Below are 19,611 nucleotides of genomic sequence, written 5' to 3'. Positions count from 1 at the left end.
AATTGCGCGGGCATCATAGGCCGTTTGGAAATTTCCCTTGCGTCAATTCCGCAGAATGTCTAGCCAATAAGCACGCGGGGGAGTCCCAACTGAGGGACTGAGAGGCGGATAGCAGCGTAGCTGTAGTGTCGCGACCCTTTGAACCTGACCCAGTTGATACTGGCGTAGGAAGCTAAGGGCGCATCCCACTGAAATTGGGCCTGCATCCTGACAAAGGTGATGTGTGGCATCGCCCGTTTCCCAAGCCGAAATTCATCTGGTGTCTTTTTGAGTTACGCTTGAGGAGCACCAAAATGAACGTCCCTAATCCTAAAATCACCACGGGTGAAATGCCCGCTTCGCGCAAGATTTACGTCAAAGGCACAATCCACCCGGATTTGCGTGTACCGTTGCGCGAAATTTCGGTGCATCCCACCGCAGGCGAGGCGCCGTTGCCGGTATATGACGCCTCTGGCCCCTATACCGATCCTGCAATTTTGACCGACATTCAGCAGGGGCTGGCCCCGTTGCGGCGGGACTGGATCATCGCGCGCGGGGATGTCGAAGAATACGAAGGCCGCGACATTATCCCTGCAGATAATGGGTTTGTCGAAGGCAGCCATCTGACCCCGGAATACCCGGTAAAACCCACGCCGCTGCGCGCCAAGGATGGGCAGGCCGTGACGCAATTGGCCTATGCCCGCGCCGGTATCATTACGCCAGAAATGGAATTTATCGCCATTCGCGAAAACCAAATGCGCGACGCAGCTGTTGAGCCGCGCGATGGCAACGATTGGGGGGCCAACATTCCCGATTACGTGACGCCCGAATTTGTCCGCTCAGAAGTGGCCGCCGGCCGCGCGATTATCCCTGCCAACATCAACCACCCCGAAATTGAGCCGATGATCATTGGCCGCAACTTCTTGGTGAAAATCAACGCCAATATGGGCACGTCTGCGGTGTCGTCTTCGATGGAAGAAGAGGTCGACAAAATGGTCTGGTCGATCCGTTGGGGCGCCGACACGGTGATGGATCTGTCCACGGGGCGCAACATTCACAACACCCGTGAATGGATCATCCGCAACAGCCCCGTGCCGATCGGGACCGTCCCGATCTATCAGGCGCTGGAAAAGGTGAACGGCATCGCCGAAGACCTGACATGGGATGTGTTCCGCGACACCTTGATCGAACAGGCCGAACAAGGCGTGGATTATTTCACCATCCATGCCGGTGTGCGTCTACATATGGTGCCGATGACGGTGGACCGCGTCACTGGGATCGTGTCGCGCGGCGGGTCGATCATGGCCAAATGGTGCCTGCATCATCACAAAGAAAGCTTCCTCTATGAGCATTTCGAAGAGATCTGCGACATCTGCCGTAAATACGACGTGTCGTTCAGTCTTGGGGATGGGCTGCGTCCGGGGTCGATTGCGGATGCCAATGACGATGCGCAATTTGCCGAATTGGAAACGCTGGGCGAATTGACCAAAATCGCGTGGGCCAAGGATTGTCAGGTCATGATCGAAGGCCCCGGCCACGTGGCCATGCATAAGATCAAGGAAAACATGGACAAACAGCTGGAATGCTGTGACGAGGCACCGTTTTACACGCTTGGGCCGCTGACCACGGATATCGCGCCGGGTTATGACCACATCACCAGCGGTATCGGGGCTGCGATGATTGGCTGGTTCGGCTGCGCGATGCTGTGCTACGTGACCCCCAAGGAACATCTGGGTCTGCCGGATCGGGATGATGTAAAAACCGGGGTGATCACCTATAAAATCGCGGCTCATGCGGCGGATTTGGCCAAAGGATTGCCGGGTGCGCAACGCCGTGACGATGCGCTGTCACGGGCGCGGTTCGAATTCCGTTGGGAGGATCAGTTCAACCTGTCCCTTGATCCCGACACGGCCCGTGAATTCCACGATCAGACCCTGCCCAAAGAGGCGCACAAAGTCGCGCATTTCTGTTCCATGTGTGGGCCGAAATTCTGTTCGATGCGGATCAGTCACGACATCCGTGCCGAAGCACAAAAAGAGGGCATGGAGGCCATGACGCAGAAATACCGCGAGGGCGGTGACCTGTATATGCCGGTGTCTGATGTGCAATCCGAGCCAGCGGAATGATCACCATCGCCGGGGCCGGTGTGGCCGGGTTGGCTTGCGCTTTGGAATTGGCAAAACGCGGCCGGTCCGTCACGATCTATGAAACCGGCAATGGGCCATCGGACAACAAATGTTCATGGTTCGCCGGTGGCATGCTGGCCCCATATTGCGAAGGTGAATCCGCCGAAGATGTCGTCGTGCAACTGGGGATGGGGGCCGTTGATTGGTGGGATGACATCACACCGGTCAATCGGTCTGGGTCGCTGGCCGTCGCCCAACCCCGGGACCGCGCGGATCTGTCCCGGTTTGCGCGGCGCACTACAAAACATCAGTTGATAAACGCGGATCAACTGGCTGAACTGGAACCGGCCTTAACGGGGCGGTTCACAAATGGCTTGTTTTTCAAAGACGAGGCGCATCTTAATCCACGTCGCGCGTTGATTGATTTGACCGATCGAGTTTTGGCGCTGGGCGTTGATATTCGGTATGGCACACCCGCCCCGGATCACGTTGATGTTGATTGTCGGGGGCTGGCGGCGGATCAGCCGGATATGCGTCCGGTGCGCGGCGAAATGGCCATTCTTTATGCGCCAGACGTGACGATCACACGCACGGTTCGTCTGCTGCATCCACGTATTCCGCTCTACCTCGTGCCGCGCGCGGGGGGGCAATATATGGTGGGGGCAACCATGATCGAAAGTGACCGCACTGGGGCCATTACAGTGCGATCATTGTTGGAATTGTTGGGGGCGGCATTTGCCTTGCATCCCGGTCTGGGCGAGGCAGAGGTGATCGAAACCGGGGTCGGATTGCGGCCCGCATATCGCGATAACATCCCGCGTGTCACCCGCCATGGCGATACCTTCCATGTGAACGGGCTTTATCGACATGGGTTTTTATTAGCCCCGGCTTTGGCTGCGCAGCTTGCGGCGCATTTTATTCAGGAAAACGCAGATGAACATCACAGTGAACGCTGTTCCGCATAACGTGACAGCCACAATATTGGCCGAAATTCTGGTTGAGCTTGGCTATGCAAACCCGGCTACGGCCACCGCCCTAAATGGGCAATTTGTGCCCCGCACTGCGCGCGATACCGTGCGCGTTAGCGACGGCGATCAGCTCGAAATTCTTGCCCCAATGCAAGGAGGCTAGTCATGCAGATTTACGGCACCGAAATTCAATCTCGGCTTTTGTTGGGGACCGCGCAATACCCATCCCCGGCCATTTTGTTGCAAGCGATCGAGGCCAGCGAAACCGACATCGTCACAGTATCCCTGCGCCGTGAAACCGCGGATGGATCCGGGCGTGGCTTCTTTGCGGAATTGCAAAAATCCAACTGCCGAATTTTGCCAAACACCGCCGGATGTCACACCGCCCAAGAGGCCATCACAACCGCGCAAATGGCGCGTGACGTGTTTGAAACCAACTGGATCAAACTCGAAGTGATCGGCCATTCCGACACATTGCAACCCGATGTGTTTGAACTGGTCAAAGCGGCGACGGAACTGGCCGCTGATGGGTTCCAAGTGTTTCCCTATACGACAGATGATTTGGTGGTAGGCGAAAAACTGATCGATGCGGGCTGCGAGGTTTTGATGCCTTGGGGGGCTCCGATCGGATCAGGGCAGGGGTTGCGCAACCCGGATGCGCTGCGCGCGATGCGGGCCCATTTCGTGGATGTTCCGCTGATCGTGGATGCCGGAATAGGCCGCCCATCTGACGCTGCCATGGCGATGGAATTGGGGATGGATGCGGTGCTGCTGAACACGGCCGTCGCCAAGGCGGGCAACCCGGTAGACATGGCCGCAGCGATGGCGATGGCGATCAAGGCAGGACAGTTGGGGTATCAGGCCGATCCAATGGAACCACGCGACATGGCTGTGCCGTCCACTCCGATTTTGGGAATGGCCGTTCTGGCCTAAAGGGAATTTCTATATGGAAAAGTTCTACCTGATTGTTGGGCATGTAAACCGGCTGGAATTGCTGATCCCGCATGGGGTGAAATTGGTGCAATTGCGGATCAAAGATCAGCCAGAGGATGAAATTCGCCGTCAAATCATCCGGGCACGCGATCTATGCGCCGTTTACGGAACGCAGTTGGTGATCAATGATTATTGGCAGGCCGCATTGGATTTGCGATGCCAATTTATTCATTTGGGCCAAGAGGATATGGACAATGTCGACTTTGCCGCCTTGCGTCGGGCGGGGGTCAGATTTGGCCTATCAACCCATGACGAAGCAGAGCTGGACCGCGCGATGTCATATGATCCGGCATATGTGGCATTGGGGCCGGTTTATCCAACCTTGTTAAAGGAAATGAAGTGGGCACCGCAGGGGCTGGACCGGGTGCGGCGCTGGAAATCCATGGTTGGAAACACGTCCTTGGTTGCGATTGGCGGGCTGACGCTTGACCGGTTGCCGGGGGTTTTTGCCGCTGGGGCCGACAGTGCCGCCGTGGTGACCGACATTCAACAATCCCCAACCCCAGAAGCGCAAACTCAGGCTTGGGTTCAGGCCTGCGCGTCATGAACCGATATGCACGTCAGATGATTTTGCCCGAGATTGGGCAAGCAGGGCAGGATCGGCTGCGCGATGCCCGTGTTTTGGTTGTCGGCGCGGGCGGGCTTGGCTGTCCGGCGCTGCAATATCTGGTTGGGGCCGGTGTGGGGCAGATCACGATCATAGATCCCGATCATGTCGAAGAAACCAATTTGCACCGCCAGCCATTGTTTAAAATGTCCGATCTCGGAACGCCCAAGGCAGAGGCAGCGGCGGCCCATTTGCAGGCGGCCAATCCCGATGTTCACCTTCGGGCTTTCGTCGCGTCCCTCAATCCGGGAAACGCATCTGATTTGGTGCGCAACTCGGATGTGGTTGTTGATGCTGCGGACAGTTTTGCAGTGTCGTATATCTTATCTGATACCTGCCAAGATTTGGGCGTGCCTTTTGTGTCGGCCAGTGCGTTGGGGTTCACCGGATATGTCGGCGCATTTTGCGCGACGGCCCCTTCATTGCGCGCCGTGTTCCCGGATTTGCCCAGCCGCAGCGCAACCTGTGCCAGCGTTGGGGTTTTAGGGCCGGTTGTCGGCACCATCGGCGCAATTCAGGCGCAAATTACGTTGCAGATATTGCTGAAACTTGATCCAAGCCCGCTGGGGCAGATGACCCGCATTGACCTGCAAAACCTGCGGTTCGGGGGATTTGATTTCCGTTCAGCCCCAGAGCCAGAAACACAAATCCCGTTCATATCAACATCTGCAATTACCGCCTCAGATCAGGTGGTTGAGCTGCGGGATATGTCAGAGTTCTCCGATAAAATCGCCCCCCAGGCACAGCGCATTGACGTGGCCGATATCGACAGGTTTCAGCCGGAACAGGATCGCCGGGTCGTTTTGGTCTGTGCCACGGGATTGCGGGCATGGCGTGCTGCAAATATGTTGATCCAGGCCAATCATACGAACCTTGCTCTGCTCGCCGCGCGGGCCAATTCATGACCTCCGTTTTATGTATCGGGGGCACCGATAGCAGCGGCGGCGCAGGGCTTTTGCGTGATGCTGGTGTCGCGCAGGATTTGGGATTTGTGGCCAAACCCGTAGTGACCTGCGTGACGGCGCAATCCAATTTTGCAGTGCATCAAATATTGCCGATGCCAACAGATCTGATCACAGCGCAAATAGACGCGGCGTTTGATGACACGCCCCCAAAAGCGGTCAAAATAGGGATGGTTGGCGGGGCTGACATGGCCGGTGCAATTGTGTCCGCGTTGCGGGGCCGGGACATTCCGATTGTGTTTGACCCGGTGTTAAAGGCCAGCTCTGGGGGGGAACTCTCTGATCAAAATGGCCTGCATTCTCTGATCGCGATCAGCACGTTGGTCACGCCCAACGCGATCGAAGCAGCGCACTTAACCGGGATAAAAGCCGAGGCAGACCTCGCGGGTCCCACAGCCCAAGCTGAGGTTTTGATGAAAATGGGTGCGCATGCGGTGATGATCAAAGGCGGGCATATTCAGGGGGACATTTGCAGTGATCGCTTGTTTTTCCGCGATAAATCCACGTCATTTGATGCGCCGCGCCTGTCACAAAACCGTCGAGGGACCGGATGCACCCTGGCCAGCGCGATTGCGTGTAATCTGGCCGCGGGTTACCCCTTAACCCAGGCATGCGCGCGCGCCAAAACATATGTGCACAGATGGATTGCCAGTGCGGAGCCCAACTTTGGGTCTGGCGCGACCTGAGATCACTCTTGATCCCAGACCGGGTTTTTCCCGATGTTTTCCAACAGAAAGTCGATCAATACCCGCACTTTGGCGGATAAAACATTGGCCTTGGGATAGACCAACCACAGTTTCGATGAATCCGACATCACATATTCCGGCAAAACGCGGATAAGCGATCCGTCGCGCAATTCCTGATGCACACTCCAGAGAGAATTTATCGAAATTCCGGCACCTGCCATCGTAACCAGTTTCTGGCATTGCCCATCATCAATGGTCATGCGCCCGGACGCCGCGCGTGGATCAAACACCGCAATCTGTCCGTCGTCGCGCGCCAATGGGCGCGGGGTCTGATTGGCAAATGCGATCAGGTGATGGGTGTTCAAATCATCCGCGCATTCTGGCACTCCAAGTTCGGCCAGATATCCCGGGGACGCGCACAGAACCCGAACATCATCGGCCAATTTACGTCCCTTTAGGCTGGTATCTTCCATCGCAGCATTTCGGATCGCCAGATCAAAACTGCCTTCGATCAGATCAAAGCGGCTGTCTGACAGGCGCAAATCAAGCATAATGTCCGGATATTTGGCTAGAAATTCCGGTAGGATCGGCGCGATATATTGCTGTGCAAAGGTGCTGGGGGCGGTGAAGCGCAAGGTCCCGGTAGGGGTTGCCTGACCTTGCCCCAATGCGGCGCGGGCGGCCTGTTCCTGGGCCAACATTTCGCGTGCAAAGGGCAGAAATTCGGACCCTTCCAGCGACAGGGCCACCTTGCGAGTTGATCGATGCAGCAGGTCCGCGCCCAATGTGTGTTCCAGCTTGGCCAGCCGGGCACTGGCAACCGCAGGGGCAAGCCCAAGTTCACGCCCCGCCGCACTGATATTAAGCTTTTCCGCCGCTAAAACGAACAGGCGCAGGCCATCTGTGTCCATCGATTATATCCAAATTCAGAATTATCTTTCGTAAATTGGGTGGTTTTTATTGAAATATCAATGGTTAGTTTGGCGATGTGGGTGGGTGTTTGCGGCATGCGTCCAGCCAAAATCCAACCCCAAAAGGAAATCACATGACCAAAACGATACTAATCACCGGATCGACGGATGGGATTGGCCTGCTGACAGCGCAAAAACTATCCAATCTGGGGCATCTGGTTCTGTTGCATGGGCGCAATCAGGCGAAATTGGACGCGGCGGCGGCGACTATGACTGGGCCTTGTGAGAAATACGTCGCTGATTTGTCGAACCCACAGGACGTGACGGACTTGGCTCGTGCGATCCGCGAAAATCATGCGCGATTGGATGTGGTGATCAACAATGCCGGGGTGTTCAAAACGCCCGCGCCGCGCCTGTCGCAGGGGGTGGATCTGCGGTTTATGGTGAATACGTTTGCGCCTTGGGTGCTGACGCAGGATTTGTTGGCGATAATGCCCCGTGACGGTCGGGTGGTGAACCTGTCCTCGGCGGCGCAAGCGCCAATTGATGTGGATGCGATGAACGGGCAGGGCAGGCTGGACGATTTCGCCGCATATGCCCAAAGCAAATTGGCCATCACAATCTGGACGCAGGAATTGGCCCGAACCTTGGTCGATGGTCCGATGGTGGTTGCGGTCAATCCGGGGTCGTTATTGGCCTCAAAAATGGTCAAAGACGGGTTTGGGGTCGCAGGGAATGACCTAAGTATTGGGGCTGATATCCTGTCTGTGGCGGCATTGGATGCCTCATTTGAAAATGCCAACGGAGCGTATTTTGATAATGATTCCGGCCGTTTCGTCGACCCACATGCGGCAGCGCAGGATGTAATCCACGTGCGGGCGGTAATGGATGCAATTCAGGAAAACGTCGCGCGTTTGTTCTGATTGGGCCCCCCATATCCCAAGCGGGCTATGGGTCGGTTATTATATGCAATACCCGAATTTTGAACTTAGATTCTGCCGGATTTACCTGAAAAACAATCGGGATAAATAGAGCTCAGGATTTACTTTCAGGAGCTAAAAAATGAAATCTATGAGCTTGAACGCCTATGGCGCGGATGCAGAATTTGTCGCCACAGAGGTTGAAATGCCAGTTGCCGGGCCGGGTCAGGTGATCGTGCAAATCGCGGCTACCAGCGTGAACACCGTTGATACGATGATCAAAACTATGGGTCAGGATTTGCCTTTGTCGCCAGAATTGCCCGCGATTTTGGGGATGGATTTTGCCGGAACCATCACGGAAATGGCGCAGGACGTTGCCGGGTTCGCCATTGGCGACGCGGTTTTTGGCTGTGCCGGGGGGCTGGCGGATCTGCAGGGGGCGTTGGCTCAGTTTATGGTGGTCGATGCACAGCTTATCGCGCATAAACCCAAATCCCTGTCGATGAAGCAAGCCGCGGCGTTGCCGTTGGTTGGCATTACCGCCTTTGAGGGATTGCAACGCGCCGGTGTCGCGCCCGGCCAAAAAGTGTTGGTCCAAGGCGGAACCGGCGGCGTCGGTCATGTTGTCGTCCAGCTCGCTAAACATCTGGGCGCGGATGTATATGCAACCGTGCGTGGCGAGAAAGCCTTTGATGTGATCAAATCTTATGGGGCGACGCCCATCGATTATACCGCTGAAAAGATAGAAGACTTTGTCGCCAAACACACAGACGGCGCGGGATTTGATGTGGTGTATGACACTGTGGGCGGGGCCAATATGGTCAATTCGTTTGAAGCCTCCAGTCTAAATGCCAATGTGGTCACGACGGTTTCGATGCTGGAATTGGACCTGACCTTGGCGCATTTCAAAGGCCTGTCATTGCATGTGGTCTTTATGCTGATCCCGATGTTGCATAACCACAAACGGCACGTGCATGGGGAAATTCTGTCGCAACTGGCGGATATCGCCGATGCGGGTGCGCTTGTGCCTTTGTTGGATGCGCAGGACTTTGACCTAGGCAACGTTGGGGTCGCATATGATAGGCTGAGCAGCGGGCAAGCCATGGGGAAAGTGATCATAACCGTTTAGCATTTTGTCGCGCTACAACCGAAAGGAGCGGGCAAGCCCCGCTTCTTTTGGTGATCAACCGAGTGGGAGCCAGCCAGTGTTTTCACGTCTGACCTGTGAGCTGGCTTTTATATTCTGCGCGGTTGCGATTTAGACCTGACCTGTGGGTTTGCAGGTGAACAAAGCTGTGATTTCCCCACAGTTTTCGATCTGTCCCCCACAGCAATCAGCGATCAGAAATTGCACCAGTTCCCCGATACAAGTGAGATCCACAGCGTAATAGATTTCACGCTGCTGGCGGGTCGCGGTCAGGACGCCAGCCCGTTTTAGGATGGCCAAATGGCCCGACAATGTCGACGGCTTGGTCCCAAGTTTTCGCGAAATTTCGAGTGCTGGTAACCCTTTAGGGCCAGCTGTCACCAACAGACGAAAGGCAGCGATACGGGACGGTTGCGCCAGGGCGGCCAGCGCGTCGATAGCGGTTTCTTGTTTCATAATTCGTTATTACCCGAAATAACGAATCTTGACAAGAATCTGGGGGTGAATTAGGTCAAACTGAATTCGGTAATCGCCGAAATGACGCGCGTGGCCTTATGTGTTTACGCCAAAAAGGCAAGGCAAAGGGACAGCAATGACGCTTGAACGACGATTGATGGCCGAATGGTTGGGTACGTTTTCACTGTTGGCCACGGTGATCGGGTCAGGCATCATGGCGGAACGATTGGCGGATGGGAATGTGGCCATCGCGCTATTGGGCAATACCATCCCAACCGGGGCCATTCTGGTGGTTTTGATTACCATTTTTGGGCCAATTTCAGGTGCACATTTTAACCCTGCGGTTACGCTTAGCTTTGTGCTGCGCAAAGAAATTGACCGCAAAGTTGCCGTTTTTTACGTGATTTCACAGGTGTTTGGCGCGATTTCAGGGGTTATTGCCGCGCATGTGATGTTTGAACATCCCCTGATCGATCCATCCACCACCATGCGCAGTGGGATCGGGCAATGGGCCGGTGAATTTGTCGCCACTTTTGGTTTGGTCGGCACAATTCTGGCCTGTATCAAGGCGCGCCCCGCCGCGGTTCCGATGGCCGTGGGGCTGTATATCACCGCGGCTTATTGGTTCACATCGTCCACGTCATTTGCCAACCCGGCCGTCACAATCGCGCGTGGGTTTTCCGACACGTTTGCCGGGATCGCACCGACGGATGTGATGGCCTTTCTTGGGGTGCAATGCATCGCCGCAATTCTGGCCACTTGGTTTTTTGGCTGGTTGTTGTTGGAAGAAAACGATGCCTGACCTGTTCGCAACGATATGAAAAGATTGGAATGTTCATGACTGACACCCCCAACATCACTGATGATCATTTCCGTGAAATCGATGAAACGCTCTTGTTCCCGAAACAGCACAGCACACATCGACCCAAAGTTTTGCTGCTTTACGGGTCGCTGCGGGATCGGTCGTTTAGCCGGCTCATGACCCAAGAGGCCGCCCGAATTCTGCATCGTCTTGGGGCGGAAACACAGACCTTTGACCCCAGCGGACTGCCATTGCCGGATGATCAGGACGCCTCTCATCCCAAGGTTCAGGAACTGCGCGACCTCGTCAGTTGGAGCGAAGGGATGGTTTGGTGTTCACCAGAGCGACATGGCGCGATGACCGCGATTATGAAGGCCCAGATAGATTGGATTCCACTGTCTCTTGGGGCGGTGCGCCCGACCCAAGGCAAAACCTTGGCTGTGATGCAGGTCAATGGCGGTTCTCAGAGTTTTAACGTCGTGAACCAGCTGCGCATTCTGGGGCGCTGGATGCGTTTGATCACCATCCCCAATCAATCCTCCACCCCCAAGGCATTTTTGGAATTCGACAGTCAGGACCGCATGAAACCGTCGCCAAATTACGATCGCATGGTCGATGTCATGGAAGAACTGGTAAAATTCACACTTCTGACGCGCGATCAGTCCAATTATCTGGTGGATCGCTATAGTGAACGCAAAGAAACCGGTGCAGATTTGATCAAACGGGTGAATTCCGGGTCCTAAATGGGGCCGGAGAGGGCGCGCTTTGACGGGATGCTCTGTCGTCACCTAAATTGGCGGCTCATGATATGGGGACTGGGATGACTGATCTTTCTGATGCGCAACTGCGCTATTTGACGGCGCTGCGGCATGATCTGCATCGCCGCCCAGAAATTTCTGGGCAAGAGACGCAAACGGCAAATCGGATTGCATTAGAGCTTCGTCAAATTGGGGCAGATCGGATTTGGCAAAATCTGGGTGGACATGGCGTCGCTGCTGAATTTAAGGGCCAAAACCCCGGCCCAACGATCCTTTTTCGCGCAGAGCTGGACGGCCTGCCAATCCAAGAGATTTCTGAGCTGAGTTACCGCTCTGAAGTTGGTGGCAAGGGGCATCTTTGTGGACATGATGGGCATATGTGCATGGTTCTAGGGCTTGGCATGACGTTACAGAAACGGCCAAAATCCGGGCGTGTGATCCTGCTTTTCCAACCTGCCGAGGAAACCGGATTTGGTGCGCAAGCCGTGATTGACGACCCGCGGTGGGGGCAAATCTGCCCTGATTATGCGTTTGCGTTTCATAATGTTCCGGGGCGCCCAATAGGTGAAATTGGCCTCAGGAATGGGGTCGCCAATTGCGCCTCGCGCGGGATGAAAATCCGGCTTCAAGGCAAAAGCTCTCATGCGGCGGCACCTGAGGATGGGGTATCGCCCGCCACGGCCATGGCCCAGTTGATGCAGCAATTGCCCGCACTGGGGCAGGGGAACATCAAGGATGCAGACTTTGCCCTGTCGACATTGACCCATGTCCAGTTGGGGGAACCCACATTTGGCATTGCGCCGGGGCAGGGTGAAATACGTGTCACATTGCGCAGTCGAACAGATGAAATGATGCAGGAAATGTCATCTAGAGCATTGAATTTATTAAATGAAGCTCAGACGGGATTGCGGTCCGACGTGGACTGGTGTGATGTTTTTTACGCGGTCAATAACCATTCCGAAGGCTGTGACATTGCACGAAAAGCGGCGGCTTCACTGGGGTATTCGATCTTTGAAATGCCCCACCCTATGCGCTGGTCAGAGGATTTCGGCCGGTTCGAAAATGCGGGAGCTTGCACCAATTTGATGTTCATGGGGTCTGGCGAAACGCAGCCGCAATTGCACAACCCCGACTTCGATTTTCCAGATGCGCTGCTGCCGATTGGAATTGACCTTTATGAACGGATTGTTGCACAGGTTCTGTAGGGCGATTTTACGCGAGTTCGTACTCTCAACTAATTCAGTCGCTTCTTTCCCTGTAGTCCCAATTATCAGGCGTACCACTACGGTGGCCAAAAGCGCAGAAAGACTCAAGATTATCAGGATGGATATTATATCATATAGAAAATCGGTGCTATTAAACGTCAACCAGCCCAATAAAACTGCTGCCAGTGCTCCGACCGCAATCAGAAGCAACGAGTTTGGATTTACGAGAAAGAGAAGAGTTTTTTGACTAGTGAAGAGCTCGTCTTGTTTTTTCTGGGCTTTAGCATCCACCAATCCTAATAAATAAGCTTTTCACTTAAGACGCAAAACTACCTCTGCCAACGCAACAGTGTTTCAGCTTGACTGAGAACCGTACTGATTGCGATTGGAGCGAGGTCTGGCGGATAGCCGTATCTCTTCAGAATCCGCCGAACAAGAATGCGCAGTTTTGCTCGTGCGCTTTCTTTTAGGTACCAATCCACAGTCACATTCTTACGCAGTTGCTCGACTAACTCATGTGCGATTACGCGGAGCTCATCGTTACCCATGGCTTCGACGGCACTATCATTCAATGCAAGTGCATCATAAAAAGCCAATTCTTCATTGCTCATTCCCAGTTCTTCACCGTGCTGAGCAGAAGCGCTTAGTTCTTTCGCCATGTCCACCAGCTCCTGGATTATCTCCAGACTAGTAATTGCGTTCGCATGATAACGGGCAACGACGGCTTCAAGTCGTTCAGAAAATGCTTTGGCTTCAACGACATTTTGCTTTTGGCGAGATTTGATCTCTCCGGCCAGAAGTTTACGTAATGCCTCTAAAGCAAGGTTCTTTTGTTTCATGCCCTGAATTTCCGAAAGGAATTCGTCGGAAAGGACCGATATTTCAGGGCTCTTGATCCCGGCAGCGGAGAGTACGTCAACAATACTTGCATCGGCTATCGCTTCAGACATGAGTTGCGCGACTGCAAATTCTGTGTCCTTTGCGCTCATCTTGGATTTCGGCGCTGTTTTTGTAAGGCCAGCTTTGACCGCTTGGAAGAAACCCACCTCTTCTTTGATTTCCTGCGCGTAGTCACTGGCTGAAGCCAAAGCAAATGCCTTGGTCAGTTGCGAAACCAATTCTTGAAAACGATTAAGTTCCTTTCGTTTTGCAGCAGGGTCACTTACTTGATCGGCTTTGGATTTTTGCCGGTCCAGCGCCCATTCCATAGCCTCCGCTAATGCAAAGAGCCGTTCGGAAGGCGTGCCAGAAACTCCTAGACTGTAATCATGGCTGAAAAAGAACTCGCGGCACTGCTCTACAAACTCTTGCAATGCGGCAACTGCTTCATCTTCACTGATGCCGGTTTGGTCACGATCTGTCGCCGTGTAGTTTTGAAGAGCGGTTTTCAGATTCTGACCGATACCGATGTAGTCAACAACCAGACCGCCGGGCTTATCCTTGAAAGCCCGGTTCACGCGCGCAATGGCCTGCATCAAACCGTGGCCGCGCATTGGCTTGTCTATATACATCGTGTGCATGGAGGGTGCGTTAAACCCAGTGAGCCACATGTCGCGTACCAACACGAGCTTCAACGGATCTTTGGTGTCGCGTGCACGTTTTGCTAGAAGATCGCGGCGAGATTTGTTGCCAATGTGTTTCTGCCACTCAAGCGGATCAGAAGCTGAACCAGTCATGACGACCTTAATCGCTCCTTCCGTGTCATCTTCAGAATGCCAATCTGGCCGCTGCGCCACGATCTGATCATACAGAACCACACAGATCTTGCGGCTCATACAGACAACCATGCCTTTACCGCCCATAGCCTCCAAACGGTCTTCGAAATGTTTGACGATGTCAGCAGCCACTATTTCAAGACGCGGTGGAGCCCCGACTAGACGCTCAACACTACTCCAACTTGATTTAGCTTTTTCCTGTTCTGACAAGCTTTCATCGTCGAACAAAGCATCAACGGCCGCATCAATTTCAGGAAGTTTTTCTTGCTCAAGTTCAACGCGTGCAAGTCGGCTATTCATAATAGATCGGAACTGTGGCCTTGTCTTCGACAGCACGGCTAATGTCATAAATATCGACATATTCGCCAAACACTGCAGGCGTGTTAACGTCTGCTGCCTCAATTGGAGTTCCTGTAAAGCCAGCAAACGAAGCGTTCGGGATCGCCTGCCGGACATAGTGCGCGTAGCCATACGTACGCTCACCAGTTGAACCACTGAGCTTTGCATCAAATCCATACTGGCTTCGGTGTGCTTCATCAGCCAATACAAGATATTGCGTCGATCGGAGAGTAATGGAAATTCTTCTTCACCAGAAAGCGGTGAAAACTTTTGAAGAGTTGAGAAGATCACACCGCCGGATTGACGATCCAATTTGTTACGAAGATCATTCCTGTCTTCAATTTGCTCGGGTGTTTGTCGGATCAGATCTTTGCACATCGAGAAAGTCGCAAAGAGCGGATCGTCCAGATCATTGCGGTCGGTCAAGACAACCACAGTCGGGTTCCCCAACGCCTCTGAGCGCACCAAGAGACCTGCAAAGAAAGCCATTAGGAAGCTCTTACCCGAACCTTGGGTGTGCCAAATCACACCAACCTTTCGGTCACCATCTTCACTGACTGCATCTATCGCACTGGCGAGCGCTTTACGTGCGCCGTGGGATTGGTGGTAACCACCAACAATCTTGAAGGGACCATCTCCCTTGTCACCAAAAACGGTGAAGTCTCGTATCAACTGCAAAAGGTACTTAGGCTCAAATACACCACGCAAAAGCGTGTCCATTTCCTTCGGGCCTTCAAGTGTAAAATCACTTTGTGCACCAGTAACAGTCCGCCAAGGCATAAAGCTGTCTTCGCCAGCACTCAAAGTGCCTATACGTGCATGCAATCCATCTGAAGTGATCAGCACTGCGTTTGTGCGGAACAAGGATGGAATCTGCTCTTTGTAGGTCTGTAACTGGTTGAACGCATCGCGAATAGTTGCGTTCTCACTAGCAGCGTTCTTCAGCTCAGTCACCGCGACGGGTACAGGTTGTCATTTGAAGAGGCCGCTATGCTGATCCGCAGCTTTGCCATCCTGCGTATAACGGACCCCACAGAATGAGCGCGGCCAGAAACCAGAAACACACATCCTTCTACATTAGTGCGGAAGGTCACAAGGCGCTGCGTATCGAGGCGCTGAAACGCGGGCTGACCATGAGCCAGCTCATTATGCGGGCTTTGGCCGATGCGGGCGTCGACATTCCAGCAGAGGATCTAAACAAATGAAGCACCTACTTGCCGCTGCGTTGAGCGCCAGATGGTTCAACAACAAGGTACAACCCGCTTCCATCACCGTGGCGACCTGGGCCGAGGGTTCGGACCAAATTCTTTGTCAGCTCTCCACTTAGTGCAGCCATTAATATACCACGATTTCTACCATGCAATGAATGGAAACGAGTCTAATCGAAGATAAATGAAAAGCAACAATGAATGCAGTTAAATCAACAAAAACAGCCCCATAAGGGGTTGAATGAGTGCCAACTGAATTGAATAAAAATGGTGGGTGGCGGAGACGAAGGGATTTCCTACTAGCTCCTGCGATATGAACGATACCAGTGGGTTAGCTGACGCTCTGCCTTGGTGTTCTGCCTTACTGTACCAGATAACTGACCCATAGGAAGAGGAATGTCACTTGCTCCATAAGGCATCACGTATTCAGCTATAGGCCCCCGGCTTGCCTCGGTTCCGAAAGTGACATGTAGCGAATTTGGCATGCCCCAATCTCGGAGTAGATAACCACGTTGCCACTTTCCCTGTGCCACCATTTCAGTAAGCCGAAGGAACCACGTTGATCTGGTCGACCATACGAATTCATCAAAGCAAGGCGAATTTCGTTGCAGTTTTCAGGATGGAGCGGCGCGAGATCGACATAGCGTAACTGTTCTGCCGGGTCGAAGATGAAATACACATCAAAATTGAAACCCAATCCATTATAAGGCGCAGTTAGAACAGCAACTAGGGGGAGAGGGTCTTTGCCTCGATCCTCGTTAAGCTCAGCAGCCCCGCCTGAGGCTTCCATCACAACTGCCGGACTGTTACCCCACTGTGTGTACTGCCAATCTGCGCAAGCCACAGATGGCATGAAAACAGCAGTCAGCGTTGCAACGATCCATTTGCAAAGTGCAGCCAAAAGTGTGCCCCGTTCTTTCGATTTCATTCCACAATCTCCACTTAAGAACATTTTGTTCTGTATAATAACCTCAAAACATACATAGCGGTAAGGAATAAATCGGAACAAACCGTTCCAGATGAAGATTTTTGCCAAACGATTGAAAGAGCGAGCCTCCCAGCTTGGTATTTCCAACTCACAAGCGGCTCGGCTGTGTGATTTGGATGAAAGACGCTATTCAAACTACGCCAATGATCAGCGTGAACCCGACCTTATGACGCTCGCCAAGATTGCCCGCGTCCTCGACACATCTGTAGATCACTTACTCGGCCTGACAGACGATAAACCTACAGATCGGCGATCCTTGCTTATTGAACGACTGACGGTGTCAGCAACCAGCTTGCCAGAAGACCAGTTAGAAACCGTTGTTATGCAAACGGAGGCTCTGGCAATTCCGCGCCCAAAGAAACCCGGCAAGAAATCCCCACCAATTTCGGGCGTATAGACGTTCCGTTACCGCGACCAAACCGTCAGGACGCCAGAATTCATGCAGTTTAACTGGTAGACTGGTCCCGCCTGGCAGTTGCAATTGCAGCCTGCACCATCATCGGATCGACCTCGGCAAGTATCTCCCCATTGCTTTCTAACTTGTGGTTAGCGTAACGCCCCAGAACGATTTGTTCGACCTCCCGCGCCGCGTCTTCACTGGCCGTAGGCTGTTTGAACTCGGCTTTCCATTGCAGGCCCGTAACCTCAGTTGCCATTGGCCGATTGAGCGCGGTTTCGCGATCCTCGGGAGCACTGGAGTATCCCACCTTGACCGCCAATGCCCTCTTTTGGGCATCGCGCAGGACCAGTGTATAAACGTACCAAATATCATGAGTGCCAAACATTCCAGTGAAACTACCCTCATGTTTTGGGGCAAGCTTGCTGTTCTTCTGCGCAACAAGACCTTTTCCGAATTCGGTTTCGGGCAGGGCTGGCTGCATCTCCCGCGTCTCCAACTCCAAAAGGGGTGCAGCGGTTATGTCGTCTAGCTCAACAATCTTGGATTGCGCTTGCAAGTGATGGTTTGGCGTCAGCGACCCAACCAGCTCTGCGAAGATGTTGCCGGGTGATGTGATTTCCCAGACCGCGATGGGATGCAGCGCGAACGGAAATCGTGTCACACTGTCGAATTCGGAGTTGTCGTGCTTGCGAGGCAGCCCGTAGTCCTGCGTGTTGACCTCCAGATCAGATACGCGGAACACCCCCAAAACGCGACCCTTGTGGGCTTCCTGTGTTGGTTCGCCCTTGGTGCCTACGGTAAACACCAGATCGCCCTCCGTCAGTTCTTTGCGGGCATGGGACCGGGCGGATTTGGTCGCAAAGGTGAGCGGCCAAGCCGGGTTGCCGGGTGCGCCCCAAACATAAGTGAAAAAAGTTTTGGTCATTCGGGCTCGTCAATATTTTCGAGTTCATCGAGCCGCCCAGCAGCGCTAAAAACACCGCTTCGAACATTCGCATCTTCCCCAGCATCTTGATAGATGTCGCGAAGCAACTCAAACAAGGCCGCACTGGGCAGGAACCCATCTGGCAGTCCTCGAATGCCGCGTACGATTTGGAAATCGGTAAATTGCTCTCGCAGATCAACTGCCGGGTCAGTTTGTAGCGCTGCTACGACATCAACGATGGCTCCAGTCGGACGCTCAAAGGCAAACCGCCGCCTGCGCAGGCGTTCAAGAGCGTTTTCTTTCGATACGCGGTAGACCGCGTTTGTGGCCTCAAGCTCTACAATTGCTGCGTCTCGGTCATTCCCAGCTAACCGTACGAAATAAAAAATTGGCAACCACTGGCGCTGAACCTTGGCCGAAACGCAGATGTATTGCATCGGTGAGCGCACCTTTTCGCGGCCCAGATACGCCAACAGCACAGTTTCCGCATCCAGTGCTTGGCCCTCAATGCGTTCTACCACCTGTCCCTCTTGATCAACTGAGTGGACATTTCCCAAAAGACGTAGGGCCGGAGCACCAGTTTGTTCGTCAAACTCTCCCTCTCGAATGAACTCAAGTTGATCCACCAGCGTACGATCAATCACAATACGTTTCGCCCCAGCGTCCAGCTCACCTTTGTCGGGGTCCACGATCAACGCACGATCTGCCCCGATCTCACTAAGCCGAGATGCACTGGCCAGAAGGGATTGGGTCGCAGCCCTGTCGCGCTCGCGCAGCATCACATGTAGATCACCAAACTTGATTTTGCCTGACTGTCCCGGATAACGAAACAGGATTGTTCCGTCCACAAGACCGTTTGCATCACGACACACGATCACAGGCGGAGTTGGATATTTTTCGACATGGATCACGCCCACAGCGTGGCCGCCAATCTCGATGGTATCTTTGGAGAAAACTGGTGTTGGTGTTAGAAGGGCTTTCGTTTTGTCAGTGATGCGCACGATATCAGTATCTTGGAATGCGGTATCGGGCATCCCAGTCACGCGACATTCTGCGTCTTGGACGCCAATGAAAACGAAACCGCCACGGTTGTTGGCAAGTGCCGCAATCGCACGAATAATCGGTTCCATGCGACGAGGTTCAAACTGCGCCTTGCACTCTTGATCAGAGGTTTCCCCATCGGCGAGATACCAATTGTCATCGCGTTGGGTAAAGCGGCTAAGCGCACGCTGGGCCAATGTTTGTTCGGGCGGCGGTCCACCCTCAATGACAACTCCGATTTCGGCAGGTGCAAAACCAGCAAGAAATGTATCCAGTGCGGCGTCGGTTGCCACTGGCACATCGGGTCCGTAGTCGCGTGAATTGATGCCAGTGATCCGACCTGAATTCACCGGACGATCCTGTCGGTTGAAGTAGAATTGAATGTCGCGGTTACGCATCCCACGACCCAGCATGGCCTTAATCAGGCCGATTTCTTCGTCCGTTATACTTCTACGCGCCATAGTCGACCTTGCAA

The 19,611-nt window shown here is 53.7% G+C and carries 20 protein-coding genes, 1 pseudogene and 1 riboswitch; of the genes and pseudogenes, 14 read left to right on the top strand and 7 right to left on the bottom strand.

The features are described 5' to 3' along the window. The first annotated feature begins 66 nt into the window (after nt 1–66). Nucleotides 67–188: riboswitch (TPP riboswitch) on the top strand. A 105-nt stretch (nt 189–293) separates the two neighbouring features. Genes thiC through AB1F12_RS12175 form a run of 7 tightly spaced genes read left to right on the top strand, consistent with a single transcriptional unit; the run spans nt 294 to nt 6,321 of the window. Beyond that, on the top strand, nt 294–2,105 hold the full coding sequence (thiC, locus tag AB1F12_RS12205; RefSeq protein WP_368184647.1) for a phosphomethylpyrimidine synthase ThiC: 1,812 nt from the start codon (nt 294–296) through the stop codon (nt 2,103–2,105). Further along, a complete protein-coding gene (locus AB1F12_RS12200) occupies nt 2,102–3,070 on the top strand; it encodes an FAD-dependent oxidoreductase (protein ID WP_368184646.1) in 969 nt (322 codons plus the stop codon). Before thiC ends, AB1F12_RS12200 begins: the two co-directional genes overlap by 4 nt. Beyond that, nucleotides 3,039–3,236 carry a sulfur carrier protein ThiS gene (gene thiS, locus AB1F12_RS12195; RefSeq protein ID WP_368184645.1) on the top strand — a complete coding sequence of 66 codons (198 nt, stop codon included), beginning with the start codon at nt 3,039–3,041 and terminating at the stop codon, nt 3,234–3,236. Before AB1F12_RS12200 ends, thiS begins: the two co-directional genes overlap by 32 nt. Before the next feature lie 2 nt (nt 3,237–3,238). Next, entirely contained in the window at nt 3,239–4,006 is a 768-nt protein-coding gene (locus tag AB1F12_RS12190; protein WP_368184644.1) for a thiazole synthase, read from the top strand. 13 nt (nt 4,007–4,019) lie between these two features. Beyond that, nucleotides 4,020–4,613 (top strand): thiamine phosphate synthase, encoded by a 594-nt coding sequence (locus AB1F12_RS12185; RefSeq protein WP_368184643.1) that lies wholly within the window; start codon nt 4,020–4,022, stop codon nt 4,611–4,613. Beyond that, nucleotides 4,610–5,578, top strand: coding sequence for a ThiF family adenylyltransferase (locus AB1F12_RS12180; RefSeq protein ID WP_368184642.1), 969 nt, complete (start codon nt 4,610–4,612; stop codon nt 5,576–5,578). Before AB1F12_RS12185 ends, AB1F12_RS12180 begins: the two co-directional genes overlap by 4 nt. Then, nucleotides 5,575–6,321 carry a hydroxymethylpyrimidine/phosphomethylpyrimidine kinase gene (locus AB1F12_RS12175; RefSeq protein WP_368184641.1) on the top strand — a complete coding sequence of 249 codons (747 nt, stop codon included), beginning with the start codon at nt 5,575–5,577 and terminating at the stop codon, nt 6,319–6,321. The genes AB1F12_RS12180 and AB1F12_RS12175 overlap by 4 nt, the downstream gene beginning before the upstream one ends. A gap of 2 nt (nt 6,322–6,323) precedes the next feature. Here the strand turns inward: AB1F12_RS12175 and AB1F12_RS12170 are convergent, their stop codons facing one another. Next, nucleotides 6,324–7,232, bottom strand: coding sequence for a LysR substrate-binding domain-containing protein (locus AB1F12_RS12170; RefSeq protein WP_368184640.1), 909 nt, complete (start codon nt 7,230–7,232; stop codon nt 6,324–6,326). A 134-nt stretch (nt 7,233–7,366) separates the two neighbouring features. On the opposite strand from AB1F12_RS12170, the gene AB1F12_RS12165 reads away from it, so the two are divergent. Both AB1F12_RS12165 and AB1F12_RS12160 read left to right on the top strand, forming a co-directional pair. Then, nucleotides 7,367–8,155, top strand: a complete 789-nt coding sequence (locus AB1F12_RS12165) for an SDR family NAD(P)-dependent oxidoreductase (protein ID WP_368184639.1) — start codon at nt 7,367–7,369, stop codon at nt 8,153–8,155. 139 nt (nt 8,156–8,294) lie between these two features. Then, a complete protein-coding gene (locus AB1F12_RS12160) occupies nt 8,295–9,281 on the top strand; it encodes a zinc-dependent alcohol dehydrogenase family protein (protein ID WP_368184638.1) in 987 nt (328 codons plus the stop codon). A gap of 129 nt (nt 9,282–9,410) precedes the next feature. Here AB1F12_RS12160 and AB1F12_RS12155 read toward each other — a convergent pair whose 3' ends face one another. Further along, entirely contained in the window at nt 9,411–9,755 is a 345-nt protein-coding gene (locus AB1F12_RS12155; RefSeq protein ID WP_368184637.1) for an ArsR/SmtB family transcription factor, read from the bottom strand. A gap of 136 nt (nt 9,756–9,891) precedes the next feature. Between AB1F12_RS12155 and AB1F12_RS12150 the strand changes: the two genes are divergently transcribed. The 3 genes from AB1F12_RS12150 (at nt 9,892) to AB1F12_RS12140 (ending at nt 12,520) form a co-directional block, all read left to right on the top strand. Then, nucleotides 9,892–10,557 (top strand): aquaporin, encoded by a 666-nt coding sequence (locus tag AB1F12_RS12150; RefSeq protein WP_368184636.1) that lies wholly within the window; start codon nt 9,892–9,894, stop codon nt 10,555–10,557. A gap of 35 nt (nt 10,558–10,592) precedes the next feature. After that, complete coding sequence (gene arsH / locus AB1F12_RS12145) at nt 10,593–11,300, top strand: arsenical resistance protein ArsH (protein WP_368184635.1); 708 nt, start codon at nt 10,593–10,595, stop codon at nt 11,298–11,300. Between the two features lie 77 nt (nt 11,301–11,377). Next, nucleotides 11,378–12,520 carry an amidohydrolase gene (locus AB1F12_RS12140; protein ID WP_368184634.1) on the top strand — a complete coding sequence of 381 codons (1,143 nt, stop codon included), beginning with the start codon at nt 11,378–11,380 and terminating at the stop codon, nt 12,518–12,520. A 329-nt stretch (nt 12,521–12,849) separates the two neighbouring features. On the opposite strand, the gene AB1F12_RS12135 is transcribed toward AB1F12_RS12140, so the two are convergent. Both AB1F12_RS12135 and AB1F12_RS12130 read right to left on the bottom strand, forming a co-directional pair. After that, nucleotides 12,850–14,637, bottom strand: coding sequence for a type I restriction endonuclease subunit R (locus AB1F12_RS12135; protein WP_368184633.1), 1,788 nt, complete (start codon nt 14,635–14,637; stop codon nt 12,850–12,852). Further along, nucleotides 14,528–15,528, bottom strand: a pseudogene (locus AB1F12_RS12130) (DEAD/DEAH box helicase family protein). The gene AB1F12_RS12135 and the pseudogene AB1F12_RS12130 overlap by 110 nt, the downstream one beginning before the upstream one ends. 83 nt (nt 15,529–15,611) lie before the next feature. On the opposite strand from AB1F12_RS12130, the gene AB1F12_RS12125 reads away from it, so the two are divergent. Beyond that, nucleotides 15,612–15,779 carry a hypothetical protein gene (locus AB1F12_RS12125; RefSeq protein WP_368184632.1) on the top strand — a complete coding sequence of 56 codons (168 nt, stop codon included), beginning with the start codon at nt 15,612–15,614 and terminating at the stop codon, nt 15,777–15,779. A 433-nt stretch (nt 15,780–16,212) separates the two neighbouring features. Here the strand turns inward: AB1F12_RS12125 and AB1F12_RS12120 are convergent, their stop codons facing one another. Then, nucleotides 16,213–16,710 (bottom strand): hypothetical protein, encoded by a 498-nt coding sequence (locus tag AB1F12_RS12120; protein WP_368184631.1) that lies wholly within the window; start codon nt 16,708–16,710, stop codon nt 16,213–16,215. A gap of 91 nt (nt 16,711–16,801) precedes the next feature. On the opposite strand from AB1F12_RS12120, the gene AB1F12_RS12115 reads away from it, so the two are divergent. After that, nucleotides 16,802–17,167, top strand: a complete 366-nt coding sequence (locus AB1F12_RS12115; protein ID WP_368184630.1) for a helix-turn-helix domain-containing protein — start codon at nt 16,802–16,804, stop codon at nt 17,165–17,167. A 49-nt stretch (nt 17,168–17,216) separates the two neighbouring features. On the opposite strand, the gene AB1F12_RS12110 is transcribed toward AB1F12_RS12115, so the two are convergent. Both AB1F12_RS12110 and AB1F12_RS12105 read right to left on the bottom strand, forming a co-directional pair. Next, nucleotides 17,217–18,095, bottom strand: a complete 879-nt coding sequence (locus tag AB1F12_RS12110) for a hypothetical protein (protein WP_368184629.1) — start codon at nt 18,093–18,095, stop codon at nt 17,217–17,219. Next, entirely contained in the window at nt 18,092–19,597 is a 1,506-nt protein-coding gene (locus AB1F12_RS12105; RefSeq protein WP_368184628.1) for a helix-turn-helix domain-containing protein, read from the bottom strand. The genes AB1F12_RS12110 and AB1F12_RS12105 overlap by 4 nt, the downstream gene beginning before the upstream one ends. Nucleotides 19,598–19,611: the final 14 nt, after the last annotated feature.

The organism is Aestuariibius sp. HNIBRBA575 (assembly GCF_040932005.1).
In the GTDB taxonomy this organism is placed as follows: domain Bacteria; phylum Pseudomonadota; class Alphaproteobacteria; order Rhodobacterales; family Rhodobacteraceae; genus CANLNM01.
This window is presented reverse-complemented; position numbering and strand designations above follow the sequence as displayed.